10 protein-coding genes are annotated in these 14,285 nt (G+C 62.0%); 6 read left to right on the top strand and 4 right to left on the bottom strand.

Annotation, left to right across the window (positions count from 1 at the left end):
* Positions 1-9 precede the first annotated feature (9 nt).
* The 3 genes from pgk to FPL22_RS16960 all read right to left on the bottom strand — a co-directional run bounded on the left by pgk (position 10) and on the right by FPL22_RS16960 (position 5,033).
* Positions 10-1,254: a phosphoglycerate kinase gene (gene pgk, locus FPL22_RS16970; RefSeq protein ID WP_144354230.1), complete on the bottom strand. Its 1,245-nt coding sequence runs from the start codon at positions 1,252-1,254 to the stop codon at positions 10-12.
* A 113-nt stretch (positions 1,255-1,367) separates the two neighbouring features.
* Complete coding sequence (gap, locus tag FPL22_RS16965) at positions 1,368-2,414, bottom strand: type I glyceraldehyde-3-phosphate dehydrogenase (RefSeq protein ID WP_144354229.1); 1,047 nt, start codon at positions 2,412-2,414, stop codon at positions 1,368-1,370.
* Between the two features lie 156 nt (positions 2,415-2,570).
* A complete protein-coding gene (locus FPL22_RS16960; RefSeq protein ID WP_144354228.1) occupies positions 2,571-5,033 on the bottom strand; it encodes an alpha-amylase family glycosyl hydrolase in 2,463 nt (820 codons plus the stop codon).
* A gap of 355 nt (positions 5,034-5,388) precedes the next feature.
* On the opposite strand from FPL22_RS16960, the gene FPL22_RS16955 reads away from it, so the two are divergent.
* The 5 genes from FPL22_RS16955 to FPL22_RS16935 all read left to right on the top strand — a co-directional run bounded on the left by FPL22_RS16955 (position 5,389) and on the right by FPL22_RS16935 (position 10,201).
* The gene (locus tag FPL22_RS16955; RefSeq protein ID WP_144354227.1) at positions 5,389-6,189 is read left to right on the top strand and encodes a BPL-N domain-containing protein; all 801 of its coding nucleotides are present in this window, start codon (positions 5,389-5,391) and stop codon (positions 6,187-6,189) included.
* A 76-nt stretch (positions 6,190-6,265) separates the two neighbouring features.
* Positions 6,266-7,474, top strand: a complete 1,209-nt coding sequence (locus tag FPL22_RS16950; protein WP_144354226.1) for a C2 family cysteine protease — start codon at positions 6,266-6,268, stop codon at positions 7,472-7,474.
* A 77-nt stretch (positions 7,475-7,551) separates the two neighbouring features.
* On the top strand, positions 7,552-7,740 hold the full coding sequence (locus tag FPL22_RS16945) for a hypothetical protein (protein ID WP_144354225.1): 189 nt from the start codon (positions 7,552-7,554) through the stop codon (positions 7,738-7,740).
* A 48-nt stretch (positions 7,741-7,788) separates the two neighbouring features.
* Positions 7,789-8,610 (top strand): prepilin-type N-terminal cleavage/methylation domain-containing protein, encoded by an 822-nt coding sequence (locus FPL22_RS16940; protein ID WP_144354224.1) that lies wholly within the window; start codon positions 7,789-7,791, stop codon positions 8,608-8,610.
* 58 nt (positions 8,611-8,668) lie between these two features.
* Positions 8,669-10,201 carry an autotransporter-associated beta strand repeat-containing protein gene (locus FPL22_RS16935; protein WP_162525361.1) on the top strand — a complete coding sequence of 511 codons (1,533 nt, stop codon included), beginning with the start codon at positions 8,669-8,671 and terminating at the stop codon, positions 10,199-10,201.
* A 289-nt stretch (positions 10,202-10,490) separates the two neighbouring features.
* Here the strand turns inward: FPL22_RS16935 and FPL22_RS16930 are convergent, their stop codons facing one another.
* Positions 10,491-12,158: a gamma-glutamyltransferase family protein gene (locus FPL22_RS16930; RefSeq protein WP_144354222.1), complete on the bottom strand. Its 1,668-nt coding sequence runs from the start codon at positions 12,156-12,158 to the stop codon at positions 10,491-10,493.
* Positions 12,159-12,272: 114 nt separating this feature from the next.
* On the opposite strand from FPL22_RS16930, the gene FPL22_RS16925 reads away from it, so the two are divergent.
* Entirely contained in the window at positions 12,273-14,273 is a 2,001-nt protein-coding gene (locus tag FPL22_RS16925; protein ID WP_238991463.1) for an ATP-binding protein, read from the top strand.
* Positions 14,274-14,285: the final 12 nt, after the last annotated feature.

Raw genomic sequence — 14,285 nt, 5'->3', positions numbered from 1 at the left:
TTGGAAAACTCAGTTTTCCAAAAACACGACGCCGGGGAGGGCTTTGCCTTCGAGGTATTCGAGGGAAGCGCCGCCGCCGGTGGAGCAGTGGGTGACTTTCTTGGCGACGCCGAATTTCTTGGCGGCCGTGGCGGTGTCGCCGCCGCCGACAATCGTGGTCGCGCCGTTGGCGGTCGCCTCGGCGATGGCATCGGCCATGGCCTTGGTCGCACCGGCGAACTTGTCGAACTCGAACACGCCGGCAGGTCCGTTCCAGATGATCGTCTTGGAGGACAGGATGGCGTTGCGGTAGAGCTCGATGGACTTCGGGCCGGCGTCCATGCCTTCCCAACCATCGGGGATACCGGTGGCGAGATCAGCGGGCTGGGTGTTGGCGTCCGGTGCGAATTTGTCGCCGCAGATGAAGTCGATCGGGAAGATCAGCTCGACGTTGCGGGCAAAAGCCTTGGCGACGAGCTCTTCGACAATCTTGGCACCCTCGGGATCGTAGAGGCTGGCGCCGATTGGCGTGCCACGGAGAACCTTGTGGAAGGTGTAGGCCATGCCGCCGCCGATGATGATTTTGTCGGCTTTATCGATGAGGTTTTTGATGAGCGGGATTTTGTCCGCGATCTTGGCGCCGCCGAGGATGGCGAGTAGCGGGCGATCGGGGGTCTCGAGGACCTTCGCGAAAGCCTTGAGCTCGGCCTCCATGAGGAAACCGGCGGCTTTGATCGGCAGGGTCACGCCAACCATGGAGCTGTGGGCGCGGTGGGCGGTGCCGAAGGCGTCGTTGACGTAAACATCGGCGAGCTTGGAGAGACCGGCGCGGAACTCGGTGACCTTGGCCGGATCGGCCTTGGTGGAGGTGCCGTCCTCGTTCTTGACCTTGCCCTCTTCCTCGATGTGGAAGCGGAGGTTTTCAAGGAGGAGAACCTCACCGGGCTTGAGCGCGGCGGCAGCGGCTTCAGCGACGGGACCCACGCAATCGGCGGCGAAGACCACGGGCTTGCCGAGAACTTTTTCGAGTTCGGCGGCGATGGGCTTGAGGGAGAACTTCTCGATCACCTGGCCATCCGGACGGCCGAGGTGGCTGGCGAGGACGACGGACGCGCCTTTATCGAGGGCGTATTGGATCGTGGGCAGCGCGGCGACGATGCGGGCGTTGTTGGTGATGGCACCGGTCTTCTTGTCCTGGGGGACGTTGAAATCGACGCGAATGAACACGCGTTTGCCGGCGAGGTCGAGGTCGCGGATGGTTTTGAATTTGGCCATGATGATAGAGGGAAAAAATTAACCACGGATTACACGGATGAACACGGATGGATGAAACCTCATCCGTGTAAATCCGTGCTATCCGTGGTTAAGATAGTTCGGGAGTTGAACGATTAGAGCTTGGAAGCGATGACCTTGGTGAGGTCGACGACGCGGTTGGAATAGCCCCACTCGTTGTCATACCAGGACACGAGCTTGAAGAACTTCGAGTTCAGCTCGATGGAGGAGCCGGCGTCGTAGATCGAGGACTGCTTGTCGTGGATGAAGTCGGAGGAGACGACCTCGTCGTTGGTGTAACCGAGGATGCCCTTCAGGTAGGTCTCGGACGCGTTCTTGATGGCGGCGTTGATTTCCTTGAGGGAGGTTTCCTTGGTGGAACGGAAGGTCAGATCGACCACCGAGACGGTGGGCGTCGGAACGCGGAAGGACATACCGGTCAGCTTGCCCTTGGTCTCGGGGAGAACGAGCGCGGTTGCCTTGGCGGCACCGGTGCTGGAGGGGATGATGTTGATGGCGGCGGAACGGCCACCCTTCCAATCCTTCTTCGACGGGCCGTCCACAGTCTTCTGCGTGGCGGTGTAGGAGTGGATCGTGGTCATCAGACCTTCCTCGAGGCCGAAGCCTTCCTTGAGGAGCACGTGAACGAGCGGCGCGAGGCAGTTCGTGGTGCAGGAGGCGTTGGAGATGATGTTGTGGACCGCGAGGTCGAGCTTGTCGTCGTTGACGCCCATGACGACGGTGATGTCTTCGCCCTTCGCAGGAGCGGAGATGATGACCTTCTTGGCGCCGGCGGTGATGTGGCCCTTGGCCTTGTCAGCCTCGGTGAAGAGACCGGTGGACTCGATGACGAGATCGACGCCGAGAGCCTTCCAGGGAAGCTCGGCCGGGGTGCGGGCGGAAACCACGAGGATCTCCTTGCCGTTGATCACGAGCACGTCGTCTTCGGCCTTGTCGGGGGAAGATTTCTTGGACGAAACGGTGCCCTGGAACTTGCCCTGGGTAGAGTCGTATTTGACGAGGTAGGCGAGGTTGTCAGCCGGGACGATGTCACCGACAGCGACGACGTCGAGGGTGGTGCCGAGCAGACCTTGTTCAACAAGGGCGCGGAACACGAGACGACCGATACGACCAAAACCGTTGATTGCGACTTTTACTGCCATGGGAGGGATCCGTTTCTATGAGTTGATTACTGTTACAGGTTAACCGTGCCATGCAGACACGGGATGACTATGGAAGGTGGCGGCAATGGGCTTGGCAAGGGTTTTGGCTGTGCATCTGCGGGCAAATCCCCTGCGTTTATTGCGAGTCGACCGGGTCTACATGGTCTCACGCACCCACAAACCGCAGCCCAAGGCCGGCACGAAGAGCTCCGACGTCACCGCTTGCACCAGTGTATCGCGATGGATTCCCCGGAAAAAACGCTCGTGATCCGCCAATTGCCGCCAGCCCGACAGAGGCACGTTTTCGCCGAGGTGGATCGTCACGTCGTTAAGCGTGTTATTAATCGTAAACAACAGCTGGGTTGGACCTTGGGATAGATCCGCATTGTAAATCACCGCGGCTGCAGCCGTGTCGTAGGCCCAATAAAACTGGAAGAACAACTCACTCGCCCGTGAAAAATGGCGGACGAGCCGCCCGGCATCCGAGCGGCGGAACGCGATCCAGTCGGCGAAATACGTGTGCGTGGAGGGAAACCGGTAAATCCGCCGGTAATCGAGGGCGTTCACCTCGCCCATCTGGTAGGTATTATGGATGCCCTGCTTGGAGCGGATAAAATCCTGCCCCGACGATAGCATCGGAATTCCGACCGACATGAACAGCGTGGCGGCCATCAAATGCGTGCGACGGCGATCATTGGCGGTGGGCGTGTCGCCGTTGCCGTTGGAATTCTCGGTAATGTTGTCGATCCACGTTTTGTCGTCGTGCGACTCGGTGTAATTGACCGTCTGCGCCGGCCACTTGGCGTAATACCATGGCGATCCCTTCAAGGCATATTCAAAGCCTTCGCGGGTGCCGCCGCCACGCACGTAGTCGCGCACAAAATTCCGGTATCCATCGTTCCATGACGCCCAGCCGGTGTCGCGCAGTTCGCCCGCGATGTGTCCGCGAAAACTCCACGGCTCGGCGATGAGAATCACATCCGGCTTCACGCGCTTGAGCGCCATCTCGACTTGCTTGAGCACCGGCGCACTCACGAGATCCGCCAAGTCGAAACGAAATCCATCGATGCCATACGTTTCGATCAGATGGCGGCAGCTGTCGATGATGAGCCGCGTCGTCATGGCAGCACCGCACCGCAGGTCGTTGCCGCAGCCGCTCCAGTTGGACAACTGCCCCGTGCCGTCCTGTTCGAAGTAATAAAGCCGGTCCACAAACATCAGGTGCGCCGGTTCACCGACATGGTTGTAAACCACATCCAGAACCACCGCGATGCCGCGCGCGTGAAACGCCGCCACCAACTCCTGGAATTCCTTTACCCCACTGGCCTTTTCCGGATCGACCGAATAACCGCTGTGGGGCGCGAAGAAGTTATTCGTCATGTAGCCCCAATGATACTCATCGGGCGTCTTTGCGTCGTTCTCCTGAATGGGCTGGAGCTCGACGCAGTTCACACCAAGACGATGCAAATAAAAATCCGGATGCTCGACCCACTTGCGCAACCCCGAGAACCCGCGCCGTTCCTCGGCGCCCAACGCGACCGGAGCCCGCGCCACGAGATCGCGCACATGCGCCTCGGCGATCACCAGATCCTGCCAGGCGGGCGTTTTAAAACTACGATCAGCCTGCCCCATCCAGGCGGAGTCGAGCACGATGGCCGGCCCGATCTGCGTCACCGTTGCCAGTGCGTAAGGGTCCAGCACGCGATGCGTCGGGTCAAACAACCCGAAAGCGTCACGCGGACCATCGACATGATACCAGTAGAGCCAGCCGTGCAGGTTTTGCTCGAGCACCACTTCCCACACGCCGGCATCCGGATCACCGGACTCGCCCGTGCTTTTCAACGGATAGCGGTGCGGGTTGTCCTGATCGGCCAGCTGCGCACACACGCACAATTCGACTGATTTGGCCCGCGGCGCGAACAACCGGAAAACCGTTTCGCCCCCCTGCACTCTCGCGCCCATCGGCAGATCCGTCCCCAGCTGATAGAAAAAATCGCCCGGCATGAGCGGCACCGACTGGACCTCCTCGCTCGCCGGCCAGACCACCGACCACGACTCCGAAAGGTTCAGCGGCTTGGAGAGTTCAAACTTGAACAAGTGCTGCCCCGTGCGCTCCGGATCGATGGAGTAGTTCACGTTGCCCTGATTATCGCGCACCGCATTGGGCGCGGTAGCCACGGCCGGAAGCCACCGGCCCGTGTCCGTCACGAATTTATAACGTTGATGCGGGAACGAATTAAAACGGTCCGAACTTCCCGACCAGATGAGCGCGGCACTACCATCCATCGTGCCTGGTTTCAGCAACCATTCGTCGCCTGAAATGCCGTCGTGCCAGCCGTTAAAATCACCCGCGAGATATACCCGTTCCCCGGTCGCCAATAATTCCGGATGCTGGTCCAGGCGAATGAAAAACCAGATCACGTCCTTTCGATTAACGAAGTAGGTGCTTTCGCAACCAAACGTGTAATCAGGCACGCGATGCAACGCGGCAAAATGAACCCCGCCGCTCAACGTCAGTGGAGGCAGGTGGCGGGCGCGCCAGTCATGGGTGAGTTCGATGACACCCTGCGTCGGTGATTCCAACCAGGCGCGGGCGATTTTTTTGGCACGGGAAGGCATGCAGCAGTGCAGATCATCATTTGGCGTGCCAGTTCCCGCACAAGACCGAAAGCAACCCCGCCCCGATCAATGGCGTAACCTTACGCCGCACCCCGGCGGAGAACTCACCCCTGCCGCCTCCCTGAGTTTGCAGATATAGTGGGCCCACGCCAAGCGCACGCAACTAGGTCCACACGTCCCTCATCCGTCTCGCCGATTACAGGGCGTAGTTCCACGCCATGCAATCGGCCGTCCGGCTGCTGTTCTAGCAACAACCCTCATTCTCCACATTCATATGAAGCCTTTCCTCCCGATGTTTTCCGGCTGCTCTTCCCGAGCAGGCCTGTTCGTTGCGACCATCCTTGCAACGGCAGTCATGTCCCCACCCTCGCTGCTGGCTCAAGACGACAGTCCGCCTTCCAGCAAGTCAGCGGTGATTCCGCCCGACGTAAACGGTTTCAAAACCATCGTCGCCGCTCCGGAGAAAACCCGTCCACTCCGTGTCGCCATCTACGACGGCACCGGCTCAGGCGATTCCGGCATTCAGAACGTCGAGGAGCGGGCGCATCAGATTCCAGGAGCCAAGGTCACCCGGCTCGCTCCCGATGAGGTGAGCACCGCAGATCTGGGCGCGCGCTTTGATGTCATCGTTTTTTCAGGAGGCAGCGGCTCCAAGCAGGGTAATTCCATTGGCCCGGTCGGACGTGAAAAAGTCCGCGAATTCGTCCGCAACGGCGGCGGTTATGTCGGCGTCTGCGCCGGCGCCTACCTCGCCTGCACCAACTTCGACTGGAGCCTCGGCATCGTTAATGCCCGCACCGTATCCGGAAAATGGCGACGCGGGCGCGGATTCCTCGACCTGCGCATGTCCGACGATGGACGCACCTTGTTCGGCCCCGTTGAAAACACGTTCAAGATCCGCTACAACAACGGCCCCATCATCAAGCCCGCCGGTCGCGAGGACCTCCCCAGCTACACCACGGTGGCCACCTTCCTGACCGAGGTCGCCGAAAACGACACGCCCGCCGGCATCCAGGTCGGCAGCCCCGCCCAGGCCATCAGCACATTCGGCAAGGGTCGTGTCTTCATCTCCAGCCCCCACCCCGAAAACACCCCCGGCTTGGAAAACATGATCCCGCGCGCCCTGCTCTGGGCCGCCGGATCGCCCGCCCAATAACCGTCTCCCTTATTCCCTGCGCCTGAGCCTCGTCGGGATTCAGGCGCAATCCGTATCCGCCGGCGACTACATCGTCATGAAACCTCATTTTCTGATCCTGCTGCTGCTGCTGACGATATCGGGCTCCGTCTTCGCCAAGACCGCGCCGACGTTCGTCGAGTCTGCGCTCGCAGGCTTCGACGCGTGGGACGCCGACCATGACGGCGCGCTGACCACTGCCGAGTTGGACACTGCCGTCGCCTCGCCTTCCGTCAAAGGCGAAGCCGCCGCCGCAGCCGCCGCGCTGGCCCGGGCCGCGCGTAATAAAAAGCAACCCATCGACGCCTTCACCCGCGACAACATTCCACGGCTCGCGAGCACGTTGAAAATTACCGACTCCCGCGATGCCGAGGAATCTCCCGATCCGGTCCGCTCCACGACATCCAACCTGGAGCGTTACTACGATTCCGCCCTTGGAAAAATCAATGCACGGCCCCGCGCTCTTTTTGTGGGCGAACCCCGCCTCGATCGTTTTCGCCAGGGACGCCTCGGCACTTGCTTCTGCCTCGCGCCTCTCACCGCGCTCGCCTACTCCGACCCTTCCGCCATCCCCGCGCTTTTTAAATCCTCGCCGGACGGATCGCGCATCACGGTGACGTTCGGACAGGACAACCCGGTTGAGATCGTTGCTCTCACCGATGGCGAAATCGCTCTCGGCACCGACACCGGCGGCAACGGTCTCTGGGCCGCCACCTACGAAAAAGCCGTCGGCAAACTCCGCCTCGATTCCAAGCCCGTCGCGTCACCCGCCACTCCCTACGCCAACGCGACGCGTGGAGGTTCCGCCGGCACCATGCTCAGCGTGCTCACCGGCCGGTCCATCCGGCGCTTCTCCTGCAAACCATGGCTCGAGTCCGCCACCACCCCGCCCGTCGAAGCGGAACGCAAGCTCGGTGAACTCCGCGAACTCCTTCGCTCCGCCTCTCGTGAAAAGCGTCTCATGACCGCGGGCACTTCGTCGAAGACCGTCAAGGTTCCCTCGCTCGCCGCCAATCACGCCTACGCCGTTCTCGGTTACGACGAGGCCACCGATCTCGTCACGGTTCGCGATCCTCACGGGCAAAATTTTTCGCCCAAAGGCACGCCGGGCTTGGTCAACGGATACGCGGTTAATGAAGGTATTTTCAGAATTCCCGTTCCCGAGATCGTCCGCCTGATGTCCGGCTTCGCCTTCGCGCTCAACACCCCTGAGCACATCAAGGGTTACCCTTCCGCCGATCCCGCGATCGCCGTTCCGACATCATGAACATGATGCCAGTGACCGGCGTTTTCTTGTGCGTTCCGCGGGTCGCACCCCACGTGTCTGCGCGAATTTTTCCCGCAATGAATTTGCCTCGGAAAATTTCGCTCAATGTTTGGTTTTTTTCATCATCGGACGCACCATTTTTGAAGCACTTAAAACGCTTCGGTCGCCGCTTTTTAAGCAACCAACAATTTGCCAGCCATGATGTTGGCGCGATGGAGCAACCTGCGCCGTTCCCCATTCACCACAGCCCCGCGCGCATGGCGTAGTTCTACGTCCCCCGGCGGGCACGATGACTGCAAATATCCACCACAGAAATGAACGCACGAAAGTCCGCACCTCATGCATCACACGGTTTCACGCTCGTCGAGCTCCTCACCGTGATCGCCATCATCGGCATTCTGGCCGCCATCCTCATTCCAGTCGTCGGCTCCGCACGCAGAAGTGCGCAGACCTCGGCCTGTGCAGCCAATCTGCGCCAACTCTCCCTCGCAGTGATTCTTTACGCGCAGGACAACCGCGGCACGCTCCCCGCGGCACGGACGTCGTCGGGTGCGTGGAGCGGTCTTGTTCGTGGCATTCGCGATCCCTCGCCCGGTGCGGCCGCCGTGTCCTTCAGCGACACCAGCCGCCAGCTTTCTAACTTCATCGCCCGTTACCTCGAAATCGGCCGAAGCTCCCAGATCTGGCTCTGCCCAGGCAACACGGCGGTCCAGGATGCCACCACCCAGGACGGCGCTTCACCCAACAACCGCATGAGCTACTTGCTCAACAACCGCGGCCAGGGATTCGCCACCAACTCGAAAACCGCCCCGGAGAATTTCTTCGGTAACGACGCGGGCACTCCCGAACAGCTCCGCCCCAAGACGCTGCTCGAAATTGATAATGGTGCCGCCGCCGCTGCCACCAGCTCCGGCCAGACCTCATCGGGCCGCTATTGGAACACCTACACCGGGCGATCCAACATTTGGATGATCTCGGACATGGACAGTGTGAACTACAGCAACTCCACGTCCTACATCCCCGCCGCCGGCGCAGCCGATGAGGTTCCCATGCCGCATGGCGGAGGCCGCAATTACGCCTTCTTCGACGGACACGTCGAGCTCCGCAAAGCCGCCGACCTCCCGGCGAATCCGTAATCCACAGCCCGGCCGAAAAACAATTCACGCGTTTTCACACCCTTTCCAAATCAGCATCATGAAAAATCATTACCGCACTCCGGTCCGCCGCGGATTAGCACTCGGATCCATCCTCTTGGCCTCGCTTGTCACGCTCGAAGCAGCCACGCCCGTCTGGGACGGTGGCAGCAGCGGAACCAATCGCGGCTGGGACACCGCCTCCAACTGGAATCCCAATACCGCCATCGCCACCGGTGACGATGTTTCCATCGGCACCGGAGCATTGGGCGGTTCCGCCACCGCAATCGGCGGCATGATGGGTATAAACGCTTCCTACACGATCCGCTCCCTGACGCTCGACAACACCAGTGGATTATTCCCCACAGGCGGCTTGTTCATCCGTAATTCGACGCTCAGCACTCCCACGAGCAACACCCTGACCTTCAACACCGCTGCCATAGACGCGATCAAGTTCCAAGGCGGCTCCTCACCCACCGTCACCTTTATTTCCAACACCTCGACCGCCAACCTCACCATTAACCTCGGATACACCGGACAGGCCAACTTTTCGGTCGCCGGCGGAGGCACGCTCACCTTCGACGGTTCCAATAACGCGGCAGCTATGCTCACCGGCACCGGCGGTATCAATAAAACCGGTGCAGGCACCTTGGTTCTTTCGGGGGTTTCCAACGATTTCGCCGGTGGACTGACCATCTCCGGCGGCACCGTGGAGTTCGACAGCGCCACGCGACTGGGTAGCGTGGCCATCGCGAACACTGACGCGATTGTCATCGCAAACGGCACCCTGCGCCTCACCGCATCCTCGGGCTCGTTTAACAACAGTGCCAACCGCGGCATACGCGTCGGAGACCAGTCCAGCGTCATCGACGTCAAAAACTCCGGGGTCGACCTGAGCCTGCAAAACTCGGTCCGCAACATCTCCGGCCAGAACGGCGTGCTCACCAAAGCGGGGCTCGGCAATCTCTCACTCGAGGGTAATACCTACTCCTACACCGGAGGCACCTTGGTCAACGCCGGCACCCTCACCGTTAACGGCGTTACCGTCGGCGGTAGCTCAAGCGTGGCCGGCATCACGGTTGCCAGCGGGGCCACTCTGCGCGGCTCGGGCACCTTTAACGGCAACTCCACATTCGCCGCAGGCTCGACCGTCAACGTCGGCACCTACGCCGCCAACGCACAGACCGCGGCCATCGGCGCGATGACCTTTAACGACGGTCTTACCATCAACGGCGGCACGTTTCTCATCGACCTCGCAGCCCCCGGCTCCAGCGACCTGATAGCCAGCAGTTCGCTGAACATCAGCAACGGGGTCTTTGATTTGAGCAACCTGGTCTTCACCACGGTGACGGGCTACTCCGCCGGCACCTACACGCTCTTCTCCAGCAGTTCGAGCGTCGTCGGTAGCTTCGGTTCCAATGTCACCGGCACGCTGGGCGGTCTCAACGTCGTCCTGGCCTTCGGCAATGCAGGAACCACCATCGACCTCATCGTGACCAGCTCCGCCATTCCCGAGCCTTCTACTTTCGCCGGACTCTCCGGACTCGTTGCACTGGGCTGTGCAAGCCTTCGCCGCCGTCGTCAGTCCGCCTAATTAGCAGACAGCTCACTGGCTCCGCTTAAGCCCTGTCCGGATGTTCCGGCGGGGCTTTTTCGTGCCCATAGCACGGCGCCGATACTGGCGTTGGAATAGCCTAAGCCAATGCGAGTCATGATATGCCAATGACACCGCAAGCAGAGTCACACGCAGTCCCTAATCCAAGACCATTGGCGCAACAATAATGAGAGCTTTCAGCCAGACCGTATAAGCTACCTGTAAACGCAACAAGGCCGTGAGTCTCGCGTCCACACGCGGCTCACGGCCTTGTTCGATCCCAGCCCGCTCAATACCCCATCGCCGTATTCGAACGGCGTTGGTCCGCGTAACCGCGCAAGCGTCCGTCGGGCATCACCTCGACCGCATTGAAGCCGCCAAACGACTCCGTCTCCGAATCCGTGCCGTCCTTCCAGCCATACGAAGTCTTCAATTCATCGGACAAGCGGTAGTCGGTTTCCTTCTCCGTCTCAAATCGGTTGACCGTATCTCCGCTCCGACGCGTCACCGGATGAAACCGCGGCGCCGCGATCGCCTCTTCCAGCGAACGCCCGCAGAAGAGATAGTCGGTCGTCACCTGCACCATCGCACTCGGGATACGACTGCCGCCCGGCAAACCGATTCCCGCCATCAACCGGCCGTTCTTAACAATGACCGTCGGGGCGATCGTCGTGCGCGGACGCCGCCCGGGAGCCGCCTCGTTCGGATTCCCCCGTGTGCGGTTGAAATTGCTCAGGCTGTTGTTCAGCACCACTCCCGTGCCGTGCGGCACCAGGCCCGAGCCGAAGTGATTGCTCTGGGATTGCGTGGCACTCACCACATTGCCCGCCTTGTCCACCACCACGAAGTGCGTCGTCTCCGCCGCCATCGCTTCGAATCTATCGTCCTGAACCACCGGCTCGGCCGCCGCCACCAACGAGGCTTTCCGCAACTCCGCCATGCGTGCGGGCTCAAGCAACCGTTCCCATGCGCGGCGCGAATCATCCCGGTCGCCCAACACCTCACGGCTCTCCGCATCGGCCTCCAGATACAACCGCATGACGCGGTTCATCGACGCCGCCTTCAACACCGTGCCGCCCTCCAGCCGCTCCGTCTCGATCGCCTTCATCGCCAGCAGAAACACGCCGCCTCCCGACACCGGCGGCGGCGCGGAAAACACCTCGATGTCGCGGAACTTCACGCGCAATGGATCGGTCACTCGCGCCCGATAGCTCGCCAGATCATCCATCCGCAGCGGACTGCCCGCATCCGCGAGGGACTTCACGATCGCCTCCGCCACCGGCCCTTTGTAGAAGCCGTCCGCACCTTTTTCCGCCACCAGTCGCAGCGTGGTCGCCAGGTCAGGATTGCTCACCCGTTGCCCGGCCACCACCGATTTCCCATCCGGCCGGTAGATCCGCCCCAGCTCCTCGTTCGCCTGCAGTTTGCTCTCCTGCGCTTTGAAAAACTTCACCTGCGCCGGGCGCACTTCGAAACCGTCCTCGGCCAGCTTGATCGCCGGCGCCATGAGTTCCGCACGCGGACGCGATCCCCAGCGTGTATGCGCTTCCAGGATACCAGCCACCAACCCGGGCACCGCCACCGACTGGGCTCCCGCGCGGCGTTCGCCCGCCGGCAAAGCCATGAATGCCGCCGCATCCAGATGACGGGAGGATTCGTCCAAGGCCTCCACCACCCACACCCGCCCGGTCTTCGCCTCGCGATAAACCAATGCCAGTTTCCCGCCCGGTCCCGAGCCATACGGCTCGGTCACGCCCAGGGCAAACGCCACCGCCACCGCCGCATCCACCGCGTTTCCGCCCGAGCGCAGCACCTCGACCCCCGCCGCCGTCGCGTCGGGATGCCCCGCCGCCACCATCCCGCTCCGGCCCTCCGCCACTTGCACCGGCATCGGCATCGCGAATACCGAGGTCGCCACCAAGCCAAGCGCACCCACCCACGCGAAAAGTGATTTCATGTCCCTTTTAATGGAGCGTTTCCCCATGGACTGCAAAGCCGCTGCAGTGCGTATATCTACGCCATCCCCATCGCGGGTTTGCCACCGTCACAACGACGGCCGATTCTTCTCCACGTGCTCCCACGACGCGTAACGACGTTCTCCGCTTTTCTTACGATTTTCCTCCTCGTGCACACCGCCGTCTTTGCACAGAGCGAAGACCGCGCCGACTCCGACTCCATCGATCAAACCGGCCGCGGCGACGACATCGCCTATTCCGGTGCCGGCAGTCTCGGCGAACGACTGGCCCGAACCCCCTCATCCGCGGATTTCGGCCGGCGTTTCGCCACCATTCTCCGGCTGCAGGAACGCGGCGACTACGCCAACGCGTTGATCGACGGTCGTGCCGCCGCCGAGGATGCCGCGGCCTCCGGCGAAGACGCCGCCCACGCCGGTTTTCTTTTTCTCCTTGGCCGCACCTACTGGATTGTGGGCGACTTTCCCGCCGCCGTTGAAACCCTCCAGCAACAGGTGCGCCTCTCCGAAAAACTCGGCGACCACGATCTCATCTCCGCGGGACAGCATGCCTTGGGTGTCACCTACACGCAGACACGGGACTACGACGCCGCCGAGCGCACCTTCCAGGAAGCCCTGCGCCACGCCGAAATCCTGGGAGACAAGGCCCGCATCGCCTACGTCCTCAACGGCACGGCCAACAACCAACTCGCCCGGCGTGAATACGCCGATGCCCGCTCACTTTATGCGCGCGCCCTAGCAATCCGCGAAAGCATCGGAGATCGCGTGGGCGCGGCCGACAGTTCCACCAATCTCGGCACCATCGATCTACTCACCGGCGACCCCGCTTCCGCGCTCGTCGCCTATCAGAAAGCACTCGCGATCTACAAATCCATCGACCAGCCGCGCCGGATCGCGCGCGGTCATCGCCGCGTCGCCGCCGCCTTGCGCCGCCTGGGCCGGCTCGACGAGGCCATCGCCGAGTTGCGTATCGCCCTCGCCATCGCCGAACCGCTCGGCAGCGCGCCCGTGCTGGCCGAGATCTACCACGAACTCGCCCGCTCCCACGAGGGGCGCGGCGAATTGCGCTCCACCCTCTACTACGAACGCCGCTACGCCTCCACCCGCGAGTCCATCCTCGGTGAACAGATCCGCCTGCGCGTGATCGAACTCGACGCGCGTTTCCAGGCCGAGCGTCGCGACAACGACATCCGCCTTCTGCGCCTCGACCAGGAAGCCAAGGCGGCCGAGATCGCCCGCCGCCGCCAGCAGACCGTGCTGCTCTCCGGCGGCCTCGCCCTGGTCCTTGGCCTCGGCCTGGTTGTCTTCTTCACCCAGCGCGCCCGTCTCCGCGCCGAACACGCCGCGCACCTTGCCGACGAACGCGCCCGCGCCGAGGCCGAGCAGGCCGCCCGTCTCAAATCCCGCCTGCTCCAGATCGCCGCGCACGACCTCAAGGCGCCTCTCTCCGCTGTATCCGCTTCGGCACGACGCATCGAAACCCGTCCGGAAGAAACCGCCGCCGTCGTCGATCTCGCCCGCCACATCCGCACCGACGCCGCCCACATGGGCGGGCTCGTGCGCGAGTTCCTGGACTCAGCCGCCATCGAGGCCGGCCGTCTTCAGCTTCAGCGCTCACCCGTGGACCTGACTGCGATCACCCGCGATACCGTCGAAACCTACCGGTCGCTCGCCGAGGCCAAGCAACAATCCATCACCTGCGAACTTCCCGACACCGGCGGCGTCCCGCTTCCGTGCGTCCTCGCCGACGCCGCCCGACTGCGCCAAATCCTGGATAACCTCATCATCAACGCCCTTAAGTTCACGCCGTCCGGCGGACGCGTTGCAGTCGTCCTCGGGCAGTCCGGCCGCTGGCTGTTTGCCGAGGTGCGCGACAGCGGGCCCGGCCTTAAACCCGAGGATCTCGCCCGGATGTTCCAGCCGTTCCAGTCGCTCTCGGCCACGCCCACCGCTCGGGAAAGCTCCGACGGACTCGGGCTCTTCATCACGCAAGAGTTGGTCTCCATGCATAACGGCTTGCTCGAGGTGGAATCCCAACCCGGCCAGGGAGCCACATTCCGTGTGCTGCTTCCCTTGGCCGACGATACGACACAATCGTAATACCGCTCCAAC

The organism is Rariglobus hedericola (genome assembly GCF_007559335.1).
Classification (GTDB): Bacteria; Verrucomicrobiota; Verrucomicrobiia; order Opitutales; family Opitutaceae; genus Rariglobus; species Rariglobus hedericola.
Note: the sequence above shows the minus strand (reverse complement) of the source record. Positions and strands in the feature narration are given on the sequence as shown.